Genomic DNA, 24,161 nt, shown 5'->3' with positions numbered 1-24,161 from the left:
TTCGCAGGGTTTTCCCTGACGACGGGCCCGGCCCGGGGTCGCACACTCGAACCATGACCGTTCGCCGCATCTTCACCGTCGTCGGCGCCGCGCTGGCCGGCACCGTCAACGCCACCGACGACGCCGTGCCGCCGGCCGACCCGCGCGAGGTGCGGGCGCTGCTCACCGACGTCGGGCTCATCCGGGTCGCCGCGTTCGACGCCGAGGTGCCGCAGGCGCTGCGCCGCTTCCAGGCCCGCGCCGGCCTCGTCGTCGACGGGATCGCCGGCCCGCGCACCGTGCAGGCCCTGGCCCGCTCGGCCCGCGAGGCCCGGCACCTGCGCTCGCTGGGGATGGCCGCCTAGACCGCCTCGGCCGCCTGGAGCTGCCGCAGCCCTTCCGCCGTGCCGATGGCGGCGCGCTCCTCGGGCTGGTTGAGGTAGTGGTTGATCGCGCTGTGCAGGAACTCGCGGTCGACGGCGCTCGGCTGCAGCTGCAGGGCGATGCGCTGGAGGTTCTTCTTGCGGCCCAGGCCGCGGCTGGTGACCAGCTCCGGCCACAGGATGCCGACCCGGCCCATCCCGAACACGGTCGGCAGGGGACCGGACAGGATGGCCTCCCACGGCACGTCGTGCGTGACGGTGGCGTCGACGACGGTGAGCCCGTCGGGCCGCAGCGTCAACCGGCCGGTGCCGCGGATGAGCATCGCCAGGCTGTGCCCGGTGAGGTAGATCGCCGCGACCGCCGCCGCGAACAGCATCCAGGTGTAGACGCCCCAGTCGTCATCGTCGTACACGACGCTGAAGAGCAGCGCGACGGCCAGCGGCATCCCGGCCGCCTGCAGGGCGAGGCGAAGGTACGACGGCGGCGCCTCGAACGCGCCCGGCCGCACGGACAGCGTGCGCGGCCTGCGGGTGCGCAGGGTCGCGGCGATATAGGCGACGGCGTTGCCAAGACACAGCACCAGGGTCACCGCCTGGGGCCAAACCTCGTTGTGCAGCACGATGTTCAGCGGCCACAGCACGATCCCCGCACCACCGACGAGGACGTAGTAGAGCCAGGCGTTGCGCCGGCCTAAGTTGTCGTCCCCGTTCGCACCCTGTGACACCGTGCCACCTCCTATGGGCGGGAATGTATCCGGTCGCCGGGCCCCCCGCCGCCGCCAACTCGACACAGCCTAAGGGCAACCGCGGGCGGCTCCGACGCGGGGATTACGACGTCCGGCCTGCCGCATTTGTCACAGCGACGACGTGCGTGGGCGGGATTATGGTGGCGCGCATGGAGCCGCTGCCGAGCACCGACGACCTGCTGCGGGCGATGACCGTCCTGGCCATCCCCGGCGATCCGCTGTCCATCATGCAGGACCTGGACGCCGACCGGCGGCGCGCGCACCTGCTCGCGCACATCGGGGCCGCGCTCGTCGAGCGGCAGGAGTCCCTGGAGTCCCGCGCCGGTCTGTCCGTCGACGACCGGGCCGATCTGCACTTCGCCGCCGACCGGGCCGCGGCGGGCGGGTCCGGCCTGGACCGGCTGCAGGCCGCGCGCCTGGCCTGGGTCCAGCAGAGCGTGACGCGGCAGCGGGGGCGCCGGCCCGACCCGGTCGCGGACGCCGTCGCCACCACGCTCGGCGTGCTCGTCGCCCTGCTGACCGCCCCGCCGGCCGCCGGCCCGGTGGTGTCGGATGCGGTCCGGGCGCTGTGCGGCGCCGCCGACCACCTGGGCTCGGTGCTGCGGGCCCAGCCGGAGCCGGTGTGAGCGCGGCGCTCAGGTGACGGCGGATTCGAGCAGCTCCAGGGTGCGCCGGCCGGCGTCGAGGGCGGCGCGGACGCCCACCGGCATGGGCAGGTTCGGGCCGGCGTGGCCGAACTCGACGTTGCCGAGGACCGGGATGTCCCGGTCACCGAGGACGTCCAGGACGATCTCGGACAGCGCCGGGCCGCCGGGCGCGCCGAGGCCGTCGATGGCCAGCGGGATGCCGACGACCATGCCGGCGATGCGGTCGAGGATGCCGGCGTGGCGCAGGACGTGCAGGTAGCTCCACAGGTACGCGGCCCGCCCGCCGATCTCCTCCCAGAACAGCACCGCGCCGTCGAAGCGCTCCAGGGGCAGGGCGTAGGCGGTCGCCTGGTTCAGGGCGATCCGGTTGATCACCCCGCCGACGAGCGGCCCCTCCGCTCGCCCGGGCCGCCAGCACTCCCACGCAGGGCTCGCCGGCAGCGCGCCGATCGGCGCCGGATCGGTGAGGAGCTTCCGGTAGAGCCGCTCGAGCTCGGCCCGCCGCCCGGCCGGCGCGGCCGCCCAGGCCGCACCGAGCCCGGGGGTCGCCAGGTCGGCGTGGAACCCGACGAGCCCGGTGCGGCCGTACAGCGCCAGGTGCAGCAGGGAGATGTCGCTGTAGCCGAGGATCGGCTTGGGGTCGGCGACGACCGCCGCCGTGTCGATGCGGTCGAGGTAGCCGAGCACCGTCTGCCCGCCGTCGTGCCCGACGATCGCCCGCACCTCGGGGTCGCGCAGCAGCCCGTTGAGCTCGTCGGCGATCTCGTCCGGCCGGGCCACGCTCCACCAGCGGTGCCGCCCGGCCCGCAGCAGCGGGGCCCGGCGCACGCGGAACCCCATCCCCCGCAGCACGGCCTCGGCCCGCTCGAGGTCGGGCTCGTACTCGGCGTGCAGCGGCCCGGACAGCGCCGCCACGACCACCAGGTCGGCGGGCCGCAACGCCCGCGGCCGCAGCACCCGCGGCACCGCATCATCGATCACCGTCGCCTCCTCGGGCGTCATCGGATGGGCGGCGCCGGCCGGGCCGGCCGGCGCCGCTCGTGGTGGTGGCTACCAGGTCATGTTGAGCTCGTTCTGGTAGTTGACGTAGCCGGCGCGGGCGAAGGCGGCGGCCATCGGGGTGTTGCCCACGTCGGTGCTGGCCCGGATGCGGGGGATGTCGCCGCTCTCGGCGAGGACACGGGTGCCCTCGGCCAGGAGGTCGTCGATGTAGCCGTGGCCGCGGTGTTCGGGCAGGACGGCGATGTACGCGATGATCGGGCCGTAGTCGTTGCGGGCCGGGAACACGAAGCCGACCGGCGCACCGTCGTCGAGGGTGGCCACGCGCCACCAGGACTGCGGGCTCGGCCAGCGCTCCAGTTCGCCGTGGAAGTGCTCCTCGGCAACGGCGCGCGGGGTCATCGTGGCCAGGTCCGCGCGGTCGTGGGCGTCCAGGGTGCCCGCGACGGCGCGGGTCATGAGGTCGAGGGCCTCCGCGGTGCTCGCGAACGGCCGGAACCGCAGCCGCGCCGGGGCGGCGATCGGGGTCCCGGGCCGCCATTCGAGCCGGAGCCGTTCGACGAGCAGGTGCGCGCCCAGGCGTTGCAGGACGGCCACTGTGCGCGGTACCCCCTGCGGATCCCGGGCCCAGCCGGGCGGGACGAACCGGATGAACTCCGGTGGCGTCTGCCCGGCCGGCACGAGTGCGCTCAGCGCATGCTTGACAAGCGTTTCGGCCGTACCGTCCTCACCCGGCGCGAAGTCGAGGAAGTCCATGAGGTACGGCGCCGGGGCGCCGGGGCGCGACCACCAGCCGGCCCGGGCGAGGACCTCGTCGCCCCGCGTGGCGATCCACAGCCACGCGGGCCGGCGGCGGCCGGCGGTCAGGTCGTCGGCGACCTCGGAGTTGAGGTCATACAGGAAGTGCAGGAAGCGCGGTAGTTCCTCAGGCCCGGCGAGCGGGCGGAAGGTGACGTGCATGTGCGGCAGCTCCCATGTGAGGTGCTCGAGCGAACATGGCAGACCCCTCCCTTCCAGCGAACCCCTGTCGCCGTGACGTTCTTACCGGCCGCCGCCGGTCTGTCGCAACGGAATTTCTCAGCTGGTCTGGATGCGCACGACGACCTCGGCGTCGGTGACCTTCTGCACCGAGATGTCGAAGCCGTTGGCCTGGCTGCTGCCGTCGACGGGCACGCTGACGACGGTCCCGCCGACGTCGAGCTTCACCTGCCCGTTCTCGACCCCGACGAGCTTGACGTCCACGCCGAGCACTGACGACTCGGCCTCCACGCCCCGGTCGAACGTGACGGTGCACGCGCTGGTGGTGCAGTCGACGTTGTCGGTGCTGCAGGCGGTCAGGCCGCCGAATCCGAGCACCACGGCGGCGGTGACCGCGGCGAACCTACTGGTCAGAGTCGTCATACGGATCGAGTCTACCGGCGGGCGGCAATCCGCCCCGCCGTGCGCAGCGGGGGCGGGTCATCGCCCGGCGCCCGGAGTCCGGCCCGTCAGGCGGGCGGGTCGTCGCCGACCAGGCCGTCGATCGCCTCGCGGAGCAGGTCGGCGTGGCCGACGTGGCGGGCGTATTCGTCGTGCAGGTCGACGAGGATCCGGCGCAGGTTGGGGTACTCGCCGCTGTCGTAGCGGGTGTACTCGGCGGGACGGTCCAGGGCGCCCTCGGCGGCCAGCACCGTCTGCATGGCCGCGCGCGAGCGGGCGACGGCCGAGTGCCACAGGGAGTACAGCTGCGCCGGCTCGTCGTTTGTGGCACTTCGCCACACCCAGCCGGTGTCGGCGAGGGCCTCGGGGTTGTCGAGCGGCGGGCCGGGTGGGCGGCCGGTGAAGTCGACAGCGTAGCGCTCCTCGACCGCGGCCAGGTGCTTGAGCAGCCCGCCCAGGGTCATGGTGGACGGCGGGAGCGGGCGGGCGAGGGCGGCCGCGTCGAGGCCGCCGGTCTTCCAGGCGAACTGGGCACGGGAGCGTTCGAGGGCGAAGAGGAGCAGCTCGGTCTCGCCCGCGTCGGGTTTGGGTTCCTGCATGAGCCGCAGCCTAGGGGGTATTCCGGACGGGAGGCTTCCGGAATGATGAACCCCGTGGAATCCCCCGTCGCGCGGGCGCTCGTCGCGCTGGAGCTGGTGCAGGCGCAGCCCGGCATCACCGCCGAGCGGCTGGGGGAGCGGCTCGGCGTGTCGGAGCGGGCGGCCCGGCGATACGTGGCGATCCTGCGGGAGGCCGGCATCCCGATCGAGTCGACGCGGGGGCCCTACGGCGGCTACCGGATCGGCCGGGGGCTGCGCCCGCCGCCCATGATGTTCACCGCGACGGAGGCGCTCGGGCTGGTCATGGCCGTCCTCGACAGCCGGCCCGACGTCACCACCGACGGCGCCCTGGCCAAGCTCATCCGGGTGCTGCCGGAGCCGGTCGCCGCGCAGGCCGAGGCGGTGCGCCGCTCGGCCGCCACCGCCGGCCCGCCGGCCGCGCGGCCCGACCCGCTGACGACCGCGGCGCTGGTGCAGGCGTGCTCGGAGCACCGGCGGGTCCGGATGCGCTACCGGCCCGGGTCGGGCCCGCAGTTCGAGACCGACGCCGACCCGTGGTCGGTCGTGGTGCGCTTCGGCCGGTGGTACCTGCTGTGCTTCTCCCACCGCGCCGGCGCCCGCCGCGCGTATCGCATCGACCGGATCGCCGCAATCGCCGCAATCGACGCCTCGAGCGTGCGGTTCGAGCCGCCGCCCGACCTGGACCCGATGGCGGCGCTGGAGGAGCAGCTGGCGGTCGGCTGGGAGTACGACGTGGAGGTGCTCGTCGAGGCCCCGTACGCCGCGGCGCTCCCGCGCGTCCCCCGCTCCCTCGGCCGCCTGTCGCCCGCGGGGGAGTCGCGGTGCCGGCTGGTCGCCACGACCGGAGACCCGCACTGGTACGCCCAGCAGCTCGCCGCCTTCCCCGTGCCGATCCGGGTGCTTGGCGGTCCCGAGCTGCGCGCGGCCGTCGCGGCGATCGGGCAGCGGCTATCGCAGGCGGCGGCGGTCGAGATACCACATCAGTAGCCCGGCCGCGGCGATCGCGGTCACGGCCAGGTACAGGATCGTGAGCGGCCAGGCGTGCGGCCGGGTCAGCAGGCCGGCCTCGAGCAGCACCAGCGCCCCGAACGTCGCCACCGACGAGCGCCGCCACGCGACCCCGCTCTGCCGGGCCGGTCGCCACGCCCGGCTGCGCACCCACAGGACCAGGGCCACCGCCATGATCCCCAGCCCCGCCAGGCTCAGGCCGAGCCCGATCCAGTCACGCATGTGTATGTCTTACCGCATCGACACCCGTCAAGTCATATTTGACACTCCGGCGGCTCCGGATCGTTCTTCCGCTGCGCCCGATACGGCTCGTCCACTGCGCGGGGCTCGACCGGTCCGGGCCGCAGGGTGACCACGGCCTCGTCCTCGGCCGCCGGCATGGCAATCCGTGGCCGGCACGGGTGCCCCGCCCGGAGCCGTGCCGCCGCCCGGTACCGGCCACCCGGCCGGAGCCGTCCCGCGGCGGCCCGAGCCCACTCGTAACGCTCAGGGCCGCCGCGCCGATCGCTCCGGCGGCCCGACGTTCAGCCGCCGCCGAGCCCGGCCCGGTGGGCGAGGATGGCGGCCTGGACCCGGTTGCCGAGCTCCAGCTTCGTGAGGATGCGGCTCACGTGCGTCTTGACCGTCGCCTCGCTCAGGCGCAGGCGGGCCGCGATGTCGGCGTTCGGCAGACCCTCGGCGACGGCGGTCAGGACCTCGCGCTCCTTGGCCGTGAGCCGTTCGAGGCGGCGCTCGGCCCGGATGCGCTCCGGCGTGTCGCGCCCGGCGAGCGTCTCCAGCAGCCGCCGGGTCACCCGCGGCGCCAGCATCGCATCCCCGCCGGCGGCCGCCCGGACCGCGGCCGTCATCTCCGCGGCCGTGGCATCCTTGAGCAGGAAGCCGACGGCCCCGTACCGCAGGGCCGCGCGCACGTACTCGTCAATGTCGAACGTCGTGAGCACCACGACCGCGGGCGGGTGCGGCAGCCGGCGCAGCGCCCGGGTGGCGGTCAGCCCGTCCGTCCCCGGCATCCGGATGTCCACGACCGTCACGTCCGGCCGATGCCGCTTGGCCAGCGCGACCACCTCGGCCCCGTCCGCCGCCTCGGCCACGACGGCGATGTCCCCGTCCGCCTCGAGGATGGTGCGCAGCATGGCCCGCACCATCCACTCGTCGTCGGCCACCAGCACCCGGATCACGCCCCGCTCCCGGCCGGCGCGTCGTCCGTGGCGGCCGGCCCCCGCTCGGGAGGCGGGCCTTCCCGGGCGGGCGCCTCGCTGCTGTCCGGCGGCTCGCCTCCACTCGGCGGCTCGTTCTCGGGCGGCTCGCTCCTGGGTAGTGGCCGGCCCGCGGCTGACGACCCGCTCGCGGCCGAGGGCTCTCGGCCGACCGGTAGGCCCTCGGCGACGGGCTCGCTCGTGGCCGGTGCTCCGGGGCCGGCGGGCGGGACGGGAATTGTCGCGGTCAGGACGAAGCGCCCGTCGCGTGCCGGGCCGGCCGTGAGCGTCCCGCCGAGGAGCCGCACTCGTTCCCGCAGGCCGATGAGCCCGAACCCGCCGTCCCGGCCGGCGCCCGCCGCTCCCGGGCCGCGGCCGGCCTGGTCGTCCGCGGCCGGTCCGGAGCCGCCGTCTGCCGACTCGCGGGGCCGGGTGGGCCTGGCGGCCGGCTCGGCGGCGCCCGGATCCGGGCTGGTGTTGGTGACCATGATCGTGAGGTGGTCGCGGCTGTAGCGCAGGTGGACGCCGGCGGATGTGGCCGGGGCATGGGTACGGACGTTGGTCAGGGCCTCCTGGACCACGCGGTACGCGGCCTGCTCGACAAGTGCCGGCAGCGGTCGCTGCGGACCGGCGGTGCTCAGCCGGACCGCGGTGCCGGCCGCGCGGGACTCGGCGGCCAGGCGGGCCAGGTCGGCCAGGGTCGGGGACGGGGCCAGAGGTGGGCTGCGGTCGTTGTGCAGGACGCCCACCAGCGCGCGCAGCTCGCCCAGGGCCTCGCGGCCGATGGCGCCGATACGCCTGGCGATCGGGGGCCGGTCGGCGGGGGCGGCGACCTCGAGTGCGGTCGCGTGCAGGACCATGAGGCCGATCCGGTGGGTGACGACGTCGTGCATGTCGTGGGCGATGCGGGCGCGCTCCTCGGCCCGGGCCTGGTCGGCCAGCAGCACCGCTTCCCGCTCGGCCCGTTCGGCCCGCTCACGCAGGCCGGTCAGGACGTCGCGGCGGCCGGCCAGCCACAGGCCGAGCAGTGCCGGGGCCACGCAGACGGCCACGCTGAGCGGGATGACGGCATCCATACCCTCCCGCCGGAACGGTATCGCGACCGCCGCCGTCACCACCGCGACGGCCACCCCGGCCGACCGTCGCGGGCGTCCGTGCGCGCCGAGCGTGAAGGTGGCCGCGACGACAGCGGGGTACGCGGCCGCGACGACCCAGGCGAGCCCGGCCGCGGCGGCGAACAGCAACGGCCGGCGGCGGCGCATCAGGGCGGCCACCCCGGTCAGTGCGGCCAGCGGCACCAGGATGGCCGGGCCGCAGCGCCAGCCGCCGTAGGGCGAGCCGCCGAACAACGTCGAGTCCATGGCGGGCCCGGCCGTGGTGACGGCGCAGAGGAGGGCGATCAGCCAGTCGATCGCCCGCCGCCTCATGCCTGCCGATTTTAGGGAGCCCGGCCACCGGGCACGTCGGCCGAAAGTTGTACGCCGCCGCGACCTTTCCCGGACGCGCGGGCCGGTGGCCGCTCGTAGGGTCGCCGCCCATGCGGATTCTGCTGATGGCCTACGGCGTGTACGCGGCCGCCGCGGCGTTGCTGCTCCTGCACGTGGGCGGTGTGGTTGCCGTGGCGGGCACATGCGGTACTGCCGCCGCGGCCTGTTGCTTCTGGGCTGGGCGCCGCACGACCATTGCGGTGCACGCCGCGATGATCCCGGCCCAGTTCGTGTTCAGCATTCCGTCCAATGTGCCGCTGGTGGGGCTGGCGCTGTCGGCGGCGATCGTGGTGGCCGCCCGCCCCGCGTTCCCACGCCTGCGCCCGCGCATCCGCAAGCTCGTGGTGACCGCGCACGTCGGCCTGTCCGTCGGCTGGCTGGGGCTGGCGACGGCCATGACCGTGCTGGCGGCGACGGCGCTTGTGACGTCCGACCCCTCGTTGCGGCCGCCGGTGTACCGGATGATGCACGTCTTCGACCTGGTCGTCGTCGTGCCGTCGGTGGTGCTGGCCCTGCTCACCGGCGTGGTGCTGGCGCTGTGCACGCCGTGGGGCCTGGTCCGGCACTGGTGGGTGCTGACGAAGTTCGTGTTGTCGCTGGCCATCCCGGCGGTCGCGGGGTTTCAGCACCTCTGGATCTCCGCGCTGATCGAGCGGGCCGCGGCGGCGCCGGGCGAGCTGGGGGTGCGGCTGCTCGTGTGCTTCGTGGCGTACGACGTGACGCTGTGGACCGCGACCGCGCTGTCCGTGTTCAAGCCGGGCGGCCGCACGCCGTGGGCCCGCTAGGCACGGGGGAGGCCGGCGCGGACGGCCGCCGCGGTCCGGTCGAGCTCGGCGCGGTCCGGGCGCCCGAAGTCCGCGCCGATGCGAAACCCGTCACCGCCGAAGCGGGGGATCACGTGGAGGTGGACGTGGAAGACCTCCTGACCGGCCGCTTCCCCGTCGGCCAGGAACAGGTTGACGCCGTCGCAGTGCAGCCCGGACCGCCGCAGCGCGCCGGCCAGCCACTGCGCCACCGTCCACACGTGCGCCCCGGCGTCCGCCGCGAGATCGCCGAGCCCCGCCGCGTGCCCGCGCGGTACGACGAGCAGGTGCCCGGGCGTCACCGGGCGCAGGTCCATGAACGCGACAACCGCGTCGTCCGCGTGCACGACGCTGGCCTCGGCCCGCCCGGCCGCGATCTCGCAGAATACGCACGCAACCATGGACTCCGATGTTAGGGGACGTACGGCGGTGCGACGCCCCAGCCCCACTTCGGCACCGGCGCCTGCCCGACCGGCGCGGCGCCCGGCTGGGAGTTGGCGACCGCGAGGCGCGTGCCCCACTCCAGGTAGCCGACGAACGCGGCCCGGAACTCCGGGTCGTCCGGCAGCCCTACCTCGTCGGCGGCGTCCATGATCAGGCTCAGCCAGCGGCGCCGCTGCTGCTCGGTGAGCGCCCGGCCGAGATGCTTGCCGAGCATGTGGGGGTACCCGCCCCGCTGCTGCGAGTAGTCCGCCGGCCCGCCGAACACCTCGGCCAGCCACATCGCCACGAACCGCGGGTGCTCGGCGTCCATGTGCGCGAACACGGGCGCGAGCACGTCGTCGACGCGGACCTGGCGGTAGAACGCCTCGCACAGCTTCTCGAACGCCGCACTGCCGCCGGCCCATTCGTACAGGGTCGGAATACCGTTGTCGTCAGCCACGCGTCGAGCCGATCATGCGATGGGTGGTTGCGACAAGTACGCACCTTTTGGTGCGCCGGAGAGGGGTTGTGCGGATTGAAGCGGTACCACTGCCCGGTCGAGCTGGCCGTGGACATCATCGGCGGCAAGTGGCGCCCGGTCATCCTGGCCCATCTGAAGGAGGGCGTCCACCGCTACGGTGAGCTGCGCCGCCGGATGCCCGAGGTCAGCGAGAAGATGCTGACCCAGCGCCTGCGCGAACTGGAGGCGGACGGCCTCGTCACCCGCCGCGACCTGGGCACGAACCCGCCGCACGTCGAGTACGCCCTGACTGCCGAGGGCCGCTCCCTGGCCCCGGTGCTGCAGGCCCTCTACGACTGGGGCACCGCCCGCGCGGACCGCACCGGCACCCCCATCGAGGCCACGTAGCACGGCGGCCCGGTCGTGCGGCCGCCCCGTCGTGCGGCGGCGTGTCGCCTATCGGAAGGAACACGGTCCGGCTCCGCGGGGCGCCGCTACCGTCGCCGCATGACGCTGTCGCTGCGCCCCGACCGGCGCCGGCACCGGCGGCCGCTGGTGGTGATCGGGGTCGTGTCGGCGGTACTGCTGCTGTGCACCGGCGCGTCCACCCGAACCCCGGTCCGGCCCGCCGTGCTGGTGCCCGCCCTGATCCTGGCGGCACTGCCGATCCTGGCGGCCGCGGTGCTCGCCGCTTGCAACGTGCGCAACGTCGCCCTGTACCGCCACGCGGACGGCAGCGTCGAGTCGGTCTCGTGGTCCGGCCGCCGCACGACGGTCCAGCGGCCCGACACGGTCAGGCTCCACACCATCCGAGACAGCAGCAACCTTCTGGTGATCACCGCCCGGGATGTCGCAGAACCCATCGTCCTGGTACCGCAATGGTGGCGCAAAGAGGACCTGGACGCCTTGACCACAGCGATCCACGTGCCGATCGACTACGCCGAGGACGAGAACGTGCGCTTCTTCACGCAGCGGTACCCGCGCGCCGGCCTGCCCCTGCTGCTGCGCTACCCGCTGGCCCTACCCCTGACCATCGTCCTGCTCTCCACGGCGGCCGTCATCGTGTGGGTGGCACTGCTCAACCAGCTGTGACAAGCGCCGCCGCTCCGCCGGCGATGGGCGTCACGACCGCGCAGGACCCGTTCGCCGGCTCCGGCATTCGAACCCGTGCGCCGGCCGGGTTGCATCCAGGAACCCCCGCGGGCGTGGGTGCTCAGACGGGCTTCTCGCAGGCGAGCACGAAGTTGTCGACCAGCGAGGTGAACATCGACGACCCGTCGACGTGGTGGGTCGATCGGGCCCAGTCGGTGTACACCGCGCGCAGGCCGTACTTCTCGACCTCGACGGGCCATCGTTCGGCGGGCCAGTGGTCGTCGGCGGGCCGGTCGAACTGGTAGCCCAGCGGTCCGACGTGCACGAAGGATCCTCCGGGGGCGAGGATGCGATTGACCTCGGGCAGGAGCCGGCTGGGCGGTACGACGTCGGAGAAGTACAGCGACGCGACCGCCGAGAAGTAGCCGTCGGGGTACGGGCAGTGCAAGGCATCCGCAATCGTCCAGGCCACCGAGTCCAGGTCGACGCCGAGGTTCGACGCGGTGTGCTGTTGGCGAAGGTCGGCCTCGGATCGCCGGTTGCGCCGGTCGAGCACGGTGAAGTGCAGCGGTCCGTCGCGCAGGAAGTCCCTGAGCAGGCCCATGGGTACCGACAGTTCCATGGCGTGGGTCGATGTGAAGTGCGGCGACAGGACACTCGCGAACCGCCCGGCGCCCGCACCCAGGAGTAGGATCCTCGAACGCTCACCGCCGGTGCTGTCCAGCGCCTTGAGGGCCGCCTGGGTGACGTCCTGGACCTCCTCCTCGCACTCGGGTGTGCCGCTCCAGTCTCGCCGCAGGTAGTGCAGGGACTGCACCGCCGAGTACGGGTTGCGAGTCTTTCCCGCCGATCGGGCGGCCGCGGTGGCCAGGACCGACCGCACGGTCAGCAACGGGCTTATCGCATCCGTCATCCTGTCGCAGATGTCGTCGACCGCTGCCCCGTGAGCCGGGCTGCTCTGGCGATACTCGACGATGCGCAGCGCCTCCTCCCCGAGATGGCGATACGGGGCCGGGCACAGCACCGGCATGCCACGCAGGACGGGATACCGCGCGTTGCAACCCGTGCAGTAGAACCCGTCCTGCGTTGCGAAGCCGGTCCGGCAAACGGGACAGACATACGGAAGAGCGCTGGTCAACGTTCTCATCCTCGGTGTCGACTGTTCAGAACACGGGCAGGACACTAAATGAACCACTCGGCTCACAGAACCTGCATGATGTGTTGGAAGACCGACTCGGACCGCCCAGTCGCGATGTACGGTCCAGCGCTTGCGCCGGCCTGACACGGGTTCGCCGGCGTGCGAAAGGAGTCCTCACGTGTCGAAGGTGGACCCGCCGCGGTTGTTGCTGCCGATCGAGGAGCTGGGGCTGAGCGCCCGGGCTTCCGAAGCGGTGCGGCAGGCCGGGTTGGAGACGTTCGACGACCTGTTGCGACGGACCGAAGGGCAACTGCTCGAACTCGTCGGCCGAACGGCCGCGGACGAAGTGGTCCTGAAGCTGGCCGCGTTCGGGCTGACGCCGGCAGCGGATTGAACCCGGACCGTGCCCGCTCCCGTTCGTCTGCCGATGCTAATGACGCGGCGTCAGCATGGCGATGAGGGCGGGCAGTTCCCGGTGCCAGCTCGAGGTGGCGGCCCGGTCGCGGAGACGGGAGAAGCTGACGAACGTGCCGTGCGGTGGCTGCAGCTCCAGGGTCCAGGTGCCGAGGACGCACTGGTAGCGGACCGCCCAACCGTCGTCGCGCTCGAACAGCCGGGACCCGTTGCCGCCGGTGCTCGACGTGGACCAGCTGTTCACGAAGCCGTTCGCGGTCAACCAGGCCGCGGTGAGCGCGACGTCTTCCGGTTCGGTGAACGCCGTGGTGTCGTCGCCCTGCGGTGAGCTGAGCTCGAAGCGCCCGTCATCGGTCGCGCAACCGGCCGGTTCGCACATCCTCGACAACGACCGGGAAGCGGCCCAGCAGCGTCGAACGGTTGGCCCACCACTCCAGGCTCGCGTCCACCCGCCCAGTATGACGGGACCCGGTTGCGGCTCATGGCGCCCTGAGCACACTGCTGATAGCGTCGGTGCCGGCGTGGCCCACGCCCAACCTCCTCGACCGTCCCCGACGCGCGGTCTTTCCTGGAGGCAAAGGGACTTCCGTCTCGGGTCGCTGTCGTTGTTCGCTGGTTCCGGACGTCTTGGTCGCGCGGGGGATCGACGCACGGGACAGCGGAGGGCCGATGACAGCCAACAGGAACCTCAAACGCCGGGTGCGTGCTCGCGCCGCCAAGACCGGCGAGTCCTACACCGCTGCGCTGCGGCACCTCCGCACGGCTTCGCGAGGAGAATCGATGCCGAGCAGTACATCCGTGCGGCTGTCCGTCGCCCAGCTCACCGTCCAGCCCGATCCCGGCGACACCGCAGCGCTGCGGGAAAGCTGTGAGCGGATCCGGGCGCTCATGCGCGAGGCCCACGAGGCCGGGGCGCGGCTGCTGCACCTGCCCGAGGGAGCCCTGAGCTGCCCGAGCAAGAGGATCATGTCGAAGGCCGGCCCGGCGACCGTCGGCCCGGCCGACTGGGACCGGGCCGACTGGACGACGCTCGCGGAAGGGCTGCGGGCGATCGCCGACCTCGCCGGTGAACTGCGGCTGTGGACCGTCGTCGGCTCACTCCATCCGCTGACTCCGCCGCGCCGGCCGCACCTGAGCCTGTACGTCATCGGCGGCGACGGCGCCCTGGTCACCCGATACGACGAACGGATGCTGTCGAACACGAAGGTCAGCCACATGTACACACCGGGCTCGGCGCCTGTCACCTTCAGCGTCGACGGCGTACGGTTCGGCTGCGCGATGGGCATGGAGGCGACCTTCCCGGAGGTGTTCCTGGAGTACGAGCGCCTCGACGTCGACTGCGTGCTGTTCTCCACGCACGGCCCGGGAACACCTGTCAACAACGGCCCGTTCGCGCTGCAGGCCCAGGCACTCGCCGCCGCCAACAGCTACTGGGTCAGCTACGCCGGCACCGCCCAGGACGCCCCGAACGCCCCCTCCGGCATCATCTCGCCCGACGGCGACTGGCTGACCCGGTGCCCGCCGCAGCCGGTGTCGGCCATCACCACCGCCGACCTGGATCTCACCGCCGAGAACCAGGGCCGCCCATGGCGCCGCGTGGCCCGAAGCGGCCTGTATGCCCGGTATCAGGCTCCCGACGATCCCCGAAGCGCCAACCGGGCCCAGTGCTGACCGGGCAGCAGGCGGACTTCCCGGCCGCGGGCATCCCTCAACAGCCCGGTACACAACAACGCTGGTGATGCGGTCCGCTCAGGGGCCGGGCGGCAGCAGCAGGTCGGCCAGGTCGCCGAGGTCGGTCAGGCGGATGTCGGCGGCCAGGCCGCGCAGGGCGGCGACAGTGCAGCCGGCGGCGCGGCCGGCGTCGATGCCCGGCTGTGAGTCCTCGACGACCAGGCAGCGGGCCGGGTCGACGCCGAGCCGGGCGGCGGCGGTCAGGTACGGCTCCGGGTGCGGCTTGCCCCGCTCGGTCTCCTCGACCGTCACCAGCAGCGGTGGGTTGATGCCGGCCGCGCCGAGGCGGGCCTGCGCGAGGGGGCGGTCGGCGCTGGTGACGACGGCCCAGGGGAGTTCGAGTTCCTTGAGCGCGACGAGCAGGCGGGCGGTGCCGGGGGTCGGCACGACGTCGTCGAGGTCGGTGTACTGCAGCTGCAGTTGCCGGGCCGCGGCGGCGTGGACGGCGGCCTCGTCGTAGCCGGGCCGGACCGCGCGGATCGTCGTCGGGGCCGGGTTGCCGTGCATGCGCGGGCGCAGGTCGGCGATCGGCACGCCCGCCTCGGCCGCCCAGCGCTCCCACGCGCGTTCGACGGCCGCGTCGGAGTCGACGAGGGTGCCGTCCATGTCCAGCAGTACCGCCGCAAACCGTCCCATGCCGCCTCCACTAATAAACTCGTGAGTCGAGTATATTGCCGCCATGGCCGGAGCTCTAGACCTGCTGCGTCACGCGCACGCCAATCCCGGCGTCACCCGGGCCGAGGCGGCCGCCGCGCTCGGGCTCAGCAGCGGCTCGGCCACGGAGATCATGGGTCGCCTGCGCGCGGCCCGGCTGCTCGGTGAGGTCGCCGCGCCGAGCACCGGCCGGGGCCGCCCGACCACCATGCTCGTGGCGCATCCGCAGGGCCCGCTTGTCGCCGTCGCCGAGCTGACCCACGCGACCTGGCGGGTCACCACCGCGGCGATCGGCGGCGAGCTCGCGCCCGCCGCCGTGCACCGGCACAGTGGCGGCCCACCGCGGGCGGTGCTGGCCCGGATCCGTGCCGCCCTCGACGCGCTCTGTGCACAGCACGGCGACCGGGTCGTCGCGGTGGGTGTGAGCGTTCCCGGGACCGTGCGCGGCACCACCGTCGTGCAGGCCGCCACCCTCGAATGGCGCGATGTCGACCTGGCCGTGCTCGCTCCCGGCCGGCCGCTCACGGTCGGCAACGACGCCTCCCTGGCCGGCGTCGCCGAGGCCCTGCGCGGCGCGGCCCGCGGCCACCCGGTTGCCCTGCACCTGACCGTCGAGGTGGGCGTGGGTGGTGTGCTGCTCGTCGGCGGCGTGCCGGCCCTGGGCGCGACCGGCGCCGGCGGCGAGTTCGGGCACGTACCGTTCGGCGATCCGGCCCTGCACTGCCCGTGCGGCGCCCGGGGCTGCTGGGACGTCACGGTCGACGGCCGTGCGATGGCCCGGTCGCTGGGCCGCCCCGCCCCCGCCGACCCGCGGGCGTTCGCCGGCGAGGTCCTGGCCGCCGCGCGGTCCGGTGACCGGGCCGCCCGGGCCGCCGTCGCGCAGGCCGCGAGCGCACTTGGCCGCGGGGTCGGGGCGCTGCTCAACGCGCTCGACCCGTCGGTGGTGACGCTCGGCGGGCTGGGCCCCGACCTGCTGGCCTCCGAGCATTTTTCGGCGTCGGTACTGCAGGCCGCCATGGTCTGGCGCCGCACCGCCCTGCCGCCGATCGTGCCGGCCGAGCTCGGCGCCCGCGGCCCGTCCATCGGTGCCGCCGAGTCCGCCCTCGCCGCCGTCCTGCCGACCCTCGCCACCCGCCGCTAGACCGCCACCACCCCGCCGGCGGCCAGGTTCGGCCACCGCACCGCCAGTTCCGCCCTGCCGCCAGGCCCGTCCGTCGCCACGCCGGCGCCGCAACGTGCCTCGACCGTCGGCACCGTATGGTGCGTATCGTGCGCATCCGGATATTGCGCGCGAATACCCTGTCAGGCGAAAAGTCCGATATGTCGCGGCGCGGAGCGCCCGACATATCGTTGCGGCTGGGTGGAGGAGGGTGCGGGGCCGGAGTCAGACGTCGGTGAGGTGGACGTAGGCGACGATCTGCTCCTCGCGCGGCAGGTCCTGGAGGTGGACCGAGACGCCCGTGTGGCCGGCGTTCACGACCGTGTCGTCGCCGATGTAGAGCTCCACGTGGCCGCCGTTGTTCGTGAAGACCAGGTCGCCGGGGATGAGCTGGTCGCGGGTCACGCGCTCGCCGACCTTGATCTGGTCGTAGGTGACGCGGGGGAGCTGGTAGCCGGCGGCCTCCCACGCCTTCATGACCAGGCCCGAGCAGTCGAAGGTGTCGGGGCCGGCGGTGGCGAACCGGTACGGCTTGCCGACCTGGGCCTTGGCGTAGGCGATGGCCGTCGCCGTCTTGCGGGCCCGGACGGCGGCCGCGTCGTCGTGCAGGATCAGCGTCTGGCCGATCCGGATCAATGTCGACGTGCCGAGGTTGTTGAGGCGCTGCAGGTCCTCGACGGTGGTGCCGTTGCGCCTCGACAGGTTCCAGAGGGTGTCGCCGGGCTGTACCACGACCGTTTGCGGGCTTTCGGTGGCGTGGGCGGCCTGCGGTACAAGCACAATGGGCAGTGAAGCCAGCGCGGCGAGCATTGCGGTCATCCGTCTATGTCGCATGCAGGCAACATAGCGAAGAAACCTCTCGTACGTGGCAAATCGGGCATTCCCCGGAGGCGATACTCGGGTACATGGAGATCCGCCCGAGCATGACCCGGCTGCTGCACCCCGACGTCCCCGCCCGGCCGGGCGGGGTGCCGGTGACGACACCCGTCTATCAGACGAGCACGTACGAGCTGCCGCGGACGGCCGAGGCCGCGCAGATCGCGGAGGCCGTGGCGCCCGTCGGCTACTACACGCGGTACGGCTCACCGAACGCCGCCGAGGCCGAGGCGATCCTGGCCGACCTCGACGGCGCCGAGCGGGCGCTGCTGGTGGGCAGCGGGATGGCCGCGGTGAGCGCGGCGCTGCTGTCGAACGTCCGGGCCGGCACCCGGGTCGTCGCCCAGGCCGACCACTACACGGCGGCGCTCACGCTGCTGCGCGACGTGCTGCCCTCGTTCGGCGTCGAGGTGAACCTGGTGGCGCAGGAGTCCCTCCAGGACGCCGTCGACGACACCACCGACCTGGTCTACGCCGAGACGCCGAGCAACCCGGCGATGGTGCTGACCGACCTCGCGGCCGTGCGGGCCGCCGCGCCGCGGGCACTGTTCGTCGTCGACAACACGTTCGCCTCCCCGTACAACACCCGCCCGCTCGACCTGGGCGTGGACCTGGTGGTGCAGTCGGCGACGAAGTACCTCAACGGGCACAGCGACGTGACGGCGGGCGTCCTCACCGGCCGGGCCGAGCTCATCGACCGCGCCTGGGACACGGCCCGCGTGCTCGGCCCGACCTGCCACCCGTTCGAGGCGTGGCTGCTGGCCCGGGGGCTGAGAACGTTCCCGCTGCGGATGGCCCGGCACAACGCGAACGGCCAGGCCGTCGCCGAGGCCCTGGCCGCCCACCCGGCCGTGACCGCCGTGCACTATCCCGGCCTGCCCGGCCATCCGCAGCACGAACTCGCCCGGCGTCAGATGGCCGGGTTCGGCGGCATGCTCTCGTTCACCGTCGCGTCCGCCGAGGCCGCGACGGCCGTCCTGCGCGGCACGCGACTGGCGCGCAACGCGGTGAGTCTGGGCGGTACCGAAACCCTGATCACACACCCGGTAAGCCTGCTGTTCACGCACGGCGACACGGCGACCGGCATCGATCCGGCGCTGCTGCGGCTCTCCGTCGGGCTGGAGGAGCCGGAGGACATCATCGCCGATCTCGTGGCCGCGCTCAGCGCAGCAGCGTCTCCAGGTAGGCGCGGACCGGCGTCGCCGGACGGCCGATGAGCTGCTCGAGCAGTGGTCCGGTCGGGGCGAACTCGCCCCGGCGGGACGCCTCGAACATGCCGAGCAGCATCGTCGCCTGCGCCTGCGGCACCCCGTGGGACACCAGGCCGGCGACCCACTCCTGATCGTCGGCGACCACGCGGCGCACGGTCCGGCCGGTGAGGTCGCCGACGATCGCCGCCACGCCCTCCAGGTCCACGGCGTCCGGGGCGGTCAGCGGCGGCGTCGGGCCGTCGAAGCCGCCGTCGGCCAGGATGACCGCGGCCGCCTCGGCCAGGTCGGCGTGCGCCGTCCACGACACCGGCCCGTCGGCGGGCGCCACGAGCTCGCCGGTCTCGACCGCCCGGCCCAGCAGGTGGGCGATGGTGCTGACGTAGAAGCCGTTGCGCAGCGCGGTCCACGGCGTGCCGCTCGCCGCCAGGTAGGCCTCGGTCGCCGCGTGGTCGGGCATCGGCTCGAACCGCGAGTCCACGGCTGCGCCCTGGTGGCTGGTGTAGAGGATGCGGCCGGCCCCGGCGTCGCGGGCGGCGTCGATCGCGGCGCGGTGCTGGGCGAGGGCGGCCTCCCCGGCGGTGTTGGTGGAGACGATGAGCACCTGGCCGGCGCCCTCGAACGCCTCCTTGAGGGTCGCGGGGTCGGTGAAGTCGCCCCGCCGGGCGTTGGGGAAGGCCGCCTTCTGGGGATCGCGCACGGAGACGCCGACCCGTCCGGCCGGCACCCGAGCCAGCAGCCGCTCCACGATCTGGCGTCCGAGCTGCCCGGTCGCGCCGGTCACGATGATCAGATCATTGTTCATGCCAGGATGCTATCACCGTTAGCAACGTCGTTAGCAAGAGACTGTTATCGTCGTTACATGGAGACTGGGGCGGTGAGCACGAGCCGGGAGCGGACCAGGGCACGGATCGTGGAGGTCGCCGCCCGCCTCCTGCGGGAGCAGGGTGCGGCCGCGGTGACGGTCCGCGCGGTCGCGCAGGAGGCCGGCCTGCAGGCCCCGACGATCTACCGGTTCTTCGAGGACAAGGACGCCCTGCTCGACGCCGTCGCCGAGCACGTCCTGGCGACGTACGTGGCGGACAAGGCCCGGACCGCCTCGCTCGCCGACCCGGTCGAGGACCTGCGGGCCGGCTGGCGGACCCAGATCGAGTTCGGTCTCGCCAACGGCGCCCTCTTCACGCTCATGAGCGACCTCACCCGCACGCGCCCGTCCCCGGCCGCCGAGGCCGGGTACGAGGTCCTGCGCGCCCGCGTCCACCGCATCGCCGCGGCCGGCCGGCTGCGCGTGCCCGAGGACCGGGCCATCGCGCTGCTCCGGGCGGCCGGGAACGGTGCGGTCCTGACGATCCTCGCGACGCCTCCCGAGGACCGTGATCCCACGCTCGCCGACGACATGCTGACCGCAGTGCTCGGCGTGCTGCTGAACGACGCGCCGGCGGTACCCCCGGACGACGCGACGGCGCTCGCCGTCGCCTTCCGGGCCGTCGTCCCGACGCTGCCCACCCTGACCCCGGCCGAACGCTCCCTCCTCGGCGAGTGGCTGACCCGGTAGCCGGCCTCAGCGCCGGCGTCATCGCGCTCACCCTCGCCGCCGCCGTCCTGCACGCGGCCTGGAACGCCCTCGCCCACGGGGTCCGGGACCGGCTCATCGGCTTCGCGCTGATCGGGCTCGGCTGCACCGGCGCGGGTGCGGCCGGCGTGCTGGTGCTCGGCGCGCCGCCGGCCGCCGCCTGGCCGTATCTGCTCGCGTCGGCGGCGATGCACGTCGTCTACGTGCTGCTGCTGTGGGCCAGCTACGAGCTCGGGGACTTCAGCCAGGCGTACCCGATCGCCCGCGGCAGCGCACCGTGGCTCGTCGCCGTCATCGAGGTGGTGCTCGGGCGGCGGCTGCCGATCGTGCAGGCGGCCGGGATCGTGGTCATCACGGCGGGGCTGCTCAGTCTCGCCGCCGTCGGCCGGGAACGGCGCAACCGGGCGGTGATCGGAGCGGCCCTCGCGACCGGGGTGGCCATCGCGGGGTACACCGTCATCGATGCGGCGGCGGTCGCGGTCACGCCGGTGCCCGTCTATGCGGCGTGGCTGTTCCTGTTGCAGGGGCCCGTGCTCCCGGTCGTCGCGCTCGTGCGCCGGCGGCGGAAGGTCGTCGAGCAGGCGCGCGGGCTGTGGGCGGCCGGAATCGGCGGCGGGCTGGTGTCCGTCGCCGCCTACGGGCTCGTGCTCGTGGCCCAGACGAGCGGGGCGACGGCGGCGATCGCGGCGCTGCGCGAGACGAGCATCGTCATCGGCGCGCTGATCGGAGCCGCGTTCCTGGGTGAGGCGCTCGGACGGCGCCGGGCCGTCGCGGCCGCCGTCGTCACGGTCGGGATCGTGCTGCTGAGCCTCTGAGCTGCGGCCGGTGTGAACATAGGTCGACGCGCGCATTGATGTGTCTTAATTCAAGACGCGTATTGACGTACGGGACTGTTAGTCATAGCCTCCGATGGATCTGTTAAGTAACCTCACAAATCCGCCTGGGGAGGTAAGCAGATGCGCAGACTCAGGTCATTGGCGTCCGCCGCGCTGATGGCGACGATCGCGGCGACCGGCCTGGTCGTCGCGGCGGCACCCACCGCCGCGCAGGCCGCAGTCGTCTGGAACGAGGACTTCAGCGGCGCCGGCGGGCAGGGCGTCGACGCCGCGAAGTGGAACTTCGACACCGGGGGCGGCGGCTTCGGCAACTCCGAACTCGAGTACTACAACAGCGGCACCAGCAACGTGTACCAGGACGGCCAGGGCCACCTGGTCATCGAGGCCCGGCGCGAGAGCGGCGGGCGCACCTGCTGGTACGGCACCTGCCAGTGGACGTCCGGGCGCATCCAGACGGCCGGGAAGTTCACGCAGCAGTACGGCCACATCGAGGCCCGCATCCAGGTGCCGAAGGGCAACGGGCTCTGGCCCGCGTTCTGGATGCTCGGCGGCGGCAACTGGCCCGGCGACGGCGAGATCGACATCATGGAGAACGTCGGCCGGGACCCGAACACCGTCTACGGGACCATCCACGGCCCGGGGTACTCCGGCGGCAACGCGGTCGGCGGCACCCGCAACATCGGCCAGCCGCTCGGCAACGCGTACCACACGTTCGCCGTCGACTGGTCGCCGAACCTCATCGTCTGGACGATCGACGGCTCCGAGTACTTCCGGGCCACGCCGGCCAGCACCCGCGGCAACCCGTGGGTCTACGACCACCCGTTCTTCATCATCCTCAACCTGGCGGTCGGCGGCTCGTTCCCCGGCAGCCCCGACGGCAGCACCCCGTCGCTCAACCGGATGCTCGTCGACTACGTGCACGTGAGCACGTCGAGCACCACGCCGCCCCCGGGCGGCAGCGCCCTGCGCGGGACGGAGAGCGGACGCTGCATCGACATCCCCGCCGCCAACCCCGCCGACGGCGTACGCCTGCAGGTCTACGACTGCAACGGCACGGCCGCCCAGCAGTGGACGATCGGCTCCGACGGCACGGTGCGGGCGCTCGGCAAGTGCATGGACGCGGCCGGCGCCGCAACTGCCAACGGTACAGCGATTCAGCTGTACTCGTGCAACGGCACGAACGCGCAGAAGTTCACGCTCTCGGCCGCGGGCGACCTGGTCAACATCGCCGCGAACCGCTGCGTCGACGTCGCCGGCCACGGCACGGCCAACGGCTCGCAACTGCAGCTGTGGGACTGCACAGGCGCCGGCAACCAGAAGTGGACCCGCGCCTAGCAGCGCCGTCGCTACCCGCGCGGGTAGCAGCCGGGAGGAGGCTCTCCATCGGTCAGACGGGGGTCGGTGGCCCGCCGCCGATGTAGGCCAGGGCGAACCCTGCTGTCGGGACCCCGAACAGCACCGACAGCAGGGCCAGGCGCATGATCGACGGGCGCCACGTCAGGGCGGCGTAGGCGGCGACGAGCACCGGGGCCATCCACAGCTGGGCCACGAGCGTCGAGCGCGGCACGAGCACGTCGAGCGCCGCGCACACCAGGGATGTGAGCAGGGCCGCGGTCCAGAGCACCGTGCCGGTGCAGAAGGCGTGCGCACGGCCGTAGCGCACGGCGAACGTCGTGTACCCGGCGTGGGCGTCGGCGGGCAGGTCCGTGACGGTGGTCGGGATGTACAGCGCGGCCGCGAACAGCAGGCCGATCAGGGCGAACGGCCACGGGAAGTCCCAGGGCGGGCGGGTGACGGCCCAGCCCGCGGCCGGTGACACGACGCCGACGACCACCGCGTTCACGGCGACGTCCCAGCCCGGCCGCGTCTTCAGGCGCAGCGGCGGGACGCTGTACGCCCAGCCGAGCGCGAGGACGCCGGCGACGCCGAGGACGAACAGCGGGCGGACGAACCAGGCGGCGCACAGGGCGGCGAGGGCGCACAGGAAGTACCACATCCGGAGGCTTCTGGCGCTGAGACGCCCGGTCACCAGTGGCGCGTTGGCCTTGCGCGGATTGGCCCGGTCGCTGGGCAGGTCGTGCAGGTCGTTCTGGGCGAGCACGGCGCCCCAGACGAGCGGGCCGAGCACCAGCAGGGCCAGCAGCGAGCGCGCCAGGTCGGACTGGGAAGGTTCCCAGCGGTGCGACGCGAGCACGGTCCCGAGGTACGCCGGCACCCACGACACCGGCCAGAACCACGGCCGGGACACGGCCACGAGCAGGAACGCCTGTCGATCGATGACCCCCGTCATGCCCTCATCGTCGCGCCGCGCGCTGTGGCCGGGCTGAGAATGGTGGCCATGGAGATTCGCCCGGTTGGCCGGGACCGTGCCGTGCCGGCCCTTCCCTACTACGACGCGGCCGCCGTCAGCCGCCTCCTGCCGCCCGCCGCCGCGGTCGCCGCCATCGAGCGGGCCCTCCGGCAAGGCCTGGACCCGGCGGCCGGTGTACCGCGAGTGCCCGTGCCGGTCCCGGCCGGTCAGCTGCTGCTCATGCCGGCCACGTCAGCCGCCGGCGTCGGCGTGAAGCTGGCGACCGTGGCCCCGGCCAACGCGGGCCGCGGCCTGCCGACGGTCAACGCCGTCTACGTCCTCTTCGACGGCGCGACACTGCAGCCGGCCGCTCTCTTCGACGGCGCCGCGCTCACCGCCGTGCGCACACCGGCGGTCTCGGTGGCCGCCGTCCGCCGGTATCTGCCCCCGCGCCCGCTGCGGGTCGTCATCTTCGGCACCGGCCCCCAGGGCCGCGGCCACCGCGACGCCCTGGCCGCCGTCGCCGAACTGTCCCACGTGGACTTCGCGAACCGCACGACAGGCATCCCGCCGTCCCTCGCCGACGCCGACGTCGTGGTGTGCGCGACAACGGCCCGCGAACCACTGTTCGACTCGGCGATCCTGCGCGCCGACGCGATCGTCATCGCCGTCGGCTCCCACGAGCCGGACGCCCGCGAGGTCGACGCCGCCCTGTGCCACCGCGCCACCGTCATCGTCGAGGACGTGGCCACCGCCCTGCGCGAGTGCGGCGACCTCATCCTGGCCGCCGTCCCGGAGGACCGCCTGGCCCCGATGCACCGCCCGCCGCCGGCCGGCCCGGGCCAGGTCCTGTTCAAGGGCTCCGGCATGGCCTGGCAGGACCTCGTCACCGCCGAGGCGATCCTGGCCCGCGCTTCCCGGTAGGACGGGTTGCGGCGCCGGTGTCCGATCCGCCGCGGGCCGTTCGTAGAACAGGTGAGGACAGCCGGTTCCGGCCGGCCGGGGACTGCGGCGGCCTGA

30 protein-coding genes are annotated in these 24,161 nt (G+C 73.5%); 14 read left to right on the top strand and 16 right to left on the bottom strand.

Going from position 1 to position 24,161, the window contains the following annotated elements:
• Positions 1-53: 53 nt before the first annotated feature.
• Positions 54-344: a peptidoglycan-binding protein gene (locus Dvina_RS33920; RefSeq protein ID WP_223093360.1), complete on the top strand. Its 291-nt coding sequence runs from the start codon at positions 54-56 to the stop codon at positions 342-344.
• Here Dvina_RS33920 and Dvina_RS33915 read toward each other — a convergent pair.
• Entirely contained in the window at positions 341-1,087 is a 747-nt protein-coding gene (locus Dvina_RS33915) for a hypothetical protein (RefSeq protein ID WP_223093359.1), read from the bottom strand. The genes Dvina_RS33920 and Dvina_RS33915 overlap by 4 nt on opposite strands.
• A gap of 170 nt (positions 1,088-1,257) precedes the next feature.
• Between Dvina_RS33915 and Dvina_RS33910 the strand changes: the two genes are divergently transcribed.
• On the top strand, positions 1,258-1,734 hold the full coding sequence (locus Dvina_RS33910; protein WP_223093358.1) for a hypothetical protein: 477 nt from the start codon (positions 1,258-1,260) through the stop codon (positions 1,732-1,734).
• Positions 1,735-1,743: 9 nt separating this feature from the next.
• Here Dvina_RS33910 and Dvina_RS33905 read toward each other — a convergent pair whose 3' ends face one another.
• The 4 genes from Dvina_RS33905 to Dvina_RS33890 all read right to left on the bottom strand — a co-directional run bounded on the left by Dvina_RS33905 (position 1,744) and on the right by Dvina_RS33890 (position 4,772).
• On the bottom strand, positions 1,744-2,736 hold the full coding sequence (locus Dvina_RS33905; RefSeq protein ID WP_223093357.1) for a S66 peptidase family protein: 993 nt from the start codon (positions 2,734-2,736) through the stop codon (positions 1,744-1,746).
• Between the two features lie 69 nt (positions 2,737-2,805).
• Positions 2,806-3,714, bottom strand: a complete 909-nt coding sequence (locus tag Dvina_RS33900; RefSeq protein WP_223093356.1) for a GNAT family N-acetyltransferase — start codon at positions 3,712-3,714, stop codon at positions 2,806-2,808.
• Positions 3,715-3,831: 117 nt separating this feature from the next.
• Positions 3,832-4,155: a hypothetical protein gene (locus Dvina_RS33895; RefSeq protein ID WP_223093355.1), complete on the bottom strand. Its 324-nt coding sequence runs from the start codon at positions 4,153-4,155 to the stop codon at positions 3,832-3,834.
• 86 nt (positions 4,156-4,241) lie between these two features.
• Entirely contained in the window at positions 4,242-4,772 is a 531-nt protein-coding gene (locus Dvina_RS33890) for a mycothiol transferase (protein WP_223093354.1), read from the bottom strand.
• Between the two features lie 45 nt (positions 4,773-4,817).
• On the opposite strand from Dvina_RS33890, the gene Dvina_RS33885 reads away from it, so the two are divergent.
• Entirely contained in the window at positions 4,818-5,780 is a 963-nt protein-coding gene (locus tag Dvina_RS33885; RefSeq protein ID WP_223105859.1) for a helix-turn-helix transcriptional regulator, read from the top strand.
• Here the strand turns inward: Dvina_RS33885 and Dvina_RS33880 are convergent.
• The 3 genes from Dvina_RS33880 to Dvina_RS33870 all read right to left on the bottom strand — a co-directional run bounded on the left by Dvina_RS33880 (position 5,742) and on the right by Dvina_RS33870 (position 8,424).
• Entirely contained in the window at positions 5,742-6,023 is a 282-nt protein-coding gene (locus Dvina_RS33880) for a hypothetical protein (RefSeq protein WP_223093353.1), read from the bottom strand. The genes Dvina_RS33885 and Dvina_RS33880 overlap by 39 nt on opposite strands.
• A 302-nt stretch (positions 6,024-6,325) precedes the next feature.
• A complete protein-coding gene (locus tag Dvina_RS33875) occupies positions 6,326-6,979 on the bottom strand; it encodes a response regulator (RefSeq protein WP_223093352.1) in 654 nt (217 codons plus the stop codon).
• Positions 6,976-8,424 carry a sensor histidine kinase gene (locus Dvina_RS33870; RefSeq protein WP_223093351.1) on the bottom strand — a complete coding sequence of 483 codons (1,449 nt, stop codon included), beginning with the start codon at positions 8,422-8,424 and terminating at the stop codon, positions 6,976-6,978. The genes Dvina_RS33875 and Dvina_RS33870 overlap by 4 nt, the downstream gene beginning before the upstream one ends.
• A 110-nt stretch (positions 8,425-8,534) precedes the next feature.
• Here Dvina_RS33870 and Dvina_RS33865 point away from each other — a divergent pair, with 110 nt between their 5' ends.
• Entirely contained in the window at positions 8,535-9,269 is a 735-nt protein-coding gene (locus Dvina_RS33865; RefSeq protein ID WP_223093350.1) for a hypothetical protein, read from the top strand.
• Here the strand turns inward: Dvina_RS33865 and Dvina_RS33860 are convergent.
• Positions 9,266-9,688: an HIT family protein gene (locus Dvina_RS33860; protein ID WP_223093349.1), complete on the bottom strand. Its 423-nt coding sequence runs from the start codon at positions 9,686-9,688 to the stop codon at positions 9,266-9,268. The two genes, Dvina_RS33865 and Dvina_RS33860, sit on opposite strands and share 4 nt — an antisense overlap.
• A gap of 11 nt (positions 9,689-9,699) precedes the next feature.
• Positions 9,700-10,170 carry a group II truncated hemoglobin gene (locus tag Dvina_RS33855; RefSeq protein WP_223093348.1) on the bottom strand — a complete coding sequence of 157 codons (471 nt, stop codon included), beginning with the start codon at positions 10,168-10,170 and terminating at the stop codon, positions 9,700-9,702.
• 75 nt (positions 10,171-10,245) lie between these two features.
• On the opposite strand from Dvina_RS33855, the gene Dvina_RS33850 reads away from it, so the two are divergent.
• Both Dvina_RS33850 and Dvina_RS33845 read left to right on the top strand, forming a co-directional pair.
• Positions 10,246-10,578, top strand: coding sequence for a winged helix-turn-helix transcriptional regulator (locus Dvina_RS33850; RefSeq protein ID WP_246655494.1), 333 nt, complete (start codon positions 10,246-10,248; stop codon positions 10,576-10,578).
• A 99-nt stretch (positions 10,579-10,677) separates the two neighbouring features.
• A complete protein-coding gene (locus tag Dvina_RS33845) occupies positions 10,678-11,262 on the top strand; it encodes a hypothetical protein (protein ID WP_223093347.1) in 585 nt (194 codons plus the stop codon).
• 121 nt (positions 11,263-11,383) lie between these two features.
• On the opposite strand, the gene Dvina_RS33840 is transcribed toward Dvina_RS33845, so the two are convergent.
• On the bottom strand, positions 11,384-12,292 hold the full coding sequence (locus tag Dvina_RS33840; protein WP_223093346.1) for a class I SAM-dependent methyltransferase: 909 nt from the start codon (positions 12,290-12,292) through the stop codon (positions 11,384-11,386).
• A 286-nt stretch (positions 12,293-12,578) separates the two neighbouring features.
• Here Dvina_RS33840 and Dvina_RS33835 point away from each other — a divergent pair, with 286 nt between their 5' ends.
• The gene (locus tag Dvina_RS33835; protein ID WP_223093345.1) at positions 12,579-12,794 is read left to right on the top strand and encodes a DNA-directed RNA polymerase subunit alpha C-terminal domain-containing protein; all 216 of its coding nucleotides are present in this window, start codon (positions 12,579-12,581) and stop codon (positions 12,792-12,794) included.
• A 36-nt stretch (positions 12,795-12,830) separates the two neighbouring features.
• Here Dvina_RS33835 and Dvina_RS33830 read toward each other — a convergent pair whose 3' ends face one another.
• A complete protein-coding gene (locus Dvina_RS33830; RefSeq protein WP_223093344.1) occupies positions 12,831-13,193 on the bottom strand; it encodes a hypothetical protein in 363 nt (120 codons plus the stop codon).
• Positions 13,194-13,594: 401 nt separating this feature from the next.
• On the opposite strand from Dvina_RS33830, the gene Dvina_RS33825 reads away from it, so the two are divergent.
• Positions 13,595-14,485 carry a carbon-nitrogen hydrolase family protein gene (locus Dvina_RS33825; RefSeq protein WP_246655493.1) on the top strand — a complete coding sequence of 297 codons (891 nt, stop codon included), beginning with the start codon at positions 13,595-13,597 and terminating at the stop codon, positions 14,483-14,485.
• Between the two features lie 78 nt (positions 14,486-14,563).
• On the opposite strand, the gene Dvina_RS33820 is transcribed toward Dvina_RS33825, so the two are convergent.
• A complete protein-coding gene (locus Dvina_RS33820; protein ID WP_223093342.1) occupies positions 14,564-15,181 on the bottom strand; it encodes an HAD family hydrolase in 618 nt (205 codons plus the stop codon).
• A 43-nt stretch (positions 15,182-15,224) separates the two neighbouring features.
• Here Dvina_RS33820 and Dvina_RS33815 point away from each other — a divergent pair, with 43 nt between their 5' ends.
• Positions 15,225-16,340, top strand: coding sequence for an ROK family transcriptional regulator (locus tag Dvina_RS33815; protein WP_223093341.1), 1,116 nt, complete (start codon positions 15,225-15,227; stop codon positions 16,338-16,340).
• 243 nt (positions 16,341-16,583) lie between these two features.
• Here Dvina_RS33815 and Dvina_RS33810 read toward each other — a convergent pair whose 3' ends face one another.
• Entirely contained in the window at positions 16,584-17,192 is a 609-nt protein-coding gene (locus tag Dvina_RS33810; RefSeq protein ID WP_223093340.1) for a C40 family peptidase, read from the bottom strand.
• A gap of 71 nt (positions 17,193-17,263) precedes the next feature.
• On the opposite strand from Dvina_RS33810, the gene Dvina_RS33805 reads away from it, so the two are divergent.
• Positions 17,264-18,451, top strand: a complete 1,188-nt coding sequence (locus Dvina_RS33805) for a trans-sulfuration enzyme family protein (protein WP_223093339.1) — start codon at positions 17,264-17,266, stop codon at positions 18,449-18,451.
• On the opposite strand, the gene Dvina_RS33800 is transcribed toward Dvina_RS33805, so the two are convergent.
• Positions 18,396-19,247, bottom strand: coding sequence for an NAD(P)H-binding protein (locus tag Dvina_RS33800; protein WP_246655492.1), 852 nt, complete (start codon positions 19,245-19,247; stop codon positions 18,396-18,398). The two genes, Dvina_RS33805 and Dvina_RS33800, sit on opposite strands and share 56 nt — an antisense overlap.
• 57 nt (positions 19,248-19,304) lie before the next feature.
• Here Dvina_RS33800 and Dvina_RS33795 point away from each other — a divergent pair, with 57 nt between their 5' ends.
• The 3 genes from Dvina_RS33795 to Dvina_RS33785 all read left to right on the top strand — a co-directional run bounded on the left by Dvina_RS33795 (position 19,305) and on the right by Dvina_RS33785 (position 22,186).
• Positions 19,305-19,997 (top strand): TetR family transcriptional regulator, encoded by a 693-nt coding sequence (locus tag Dvina_RS33795; protein ID WP_223093338.1) that lies wholly within the window; start codon positions 19,305-19,307, stop codon positions 19,995-19,997.
• Positions 19,982-20,830, top strand: a complete 849-nt coding sequence (locus Dvina_RS33790) for a DMT family transporter (RefSeq protein ID WP_223093337.1) — start codon at positions 19,982-19,984, stop codon at positions 20,828-20,830. Before Dvina_RS33795 ends, Dvina_RS33790 begins: the two co-directional genes overlap by 16 nt.
• 141 nt (positions 20,831-20,971) lie before the next feature.
• On the top strand, positions 20,972-22,186 hold the full coding sequence (locus Dvina_RS33785) for a glycoside hydrolase family 16 protein (protein WP_223093336.1): 1,215 nt from the start codon (positions 20,972-20,974) through the stop codon (positions 22,184-22,186).
• A gap of 52 nt (positions 22,187-22,238) precedes the next feature.
• On the opposite strand, the gene Dvina_RS33780 is transcribed toward Dvina_RS33785, so the two are convergent.
• Positions 22,239-23,141, bottom strand: a complete 903-nt coding sequence (locus tag Dvina_RS33780; protein ID WP_223093335.1) for a UbiA prenyltransferase family protein — start codon at positions 23,139-23,141, stop codon at positions 22,239-22,241.
• A gap of 48 nt (positions 23,142-23,189) precedes the next feature.
• On the opposite strand from Dvina_RS33780, the gene Dvina_RS33775 reads away from it, so the two are divergent.
• Positions 23,190-24,065, top strand: coding sequence for an ornithine cyclodeaminase family protein (locus Dvina_RS33775; RefSeq protein ID WP_223093334.1), 876 nt, complete (start codon positions 23,190-23,192; stop codon positions 24,063-24,065).
• Positions 24,066-24,161: the final 96 nt, after the last annotated feature.

Origin of the sequence: Dactylosporangium vinaceum, assembly GCF_019904175.1 — a bacterium.
Classification (GTDB): Bacteria; Actinomycetota; Actinomycetes; order Mycobacteriales; family Micromonosporaceae; genus Dactylosporangium; species Dactylosporangium vinaceum.
Note: the sequence above shows the minus strand (reverse complement) of the source record. Positions and strands in the feature narration are given on the sequence as shown.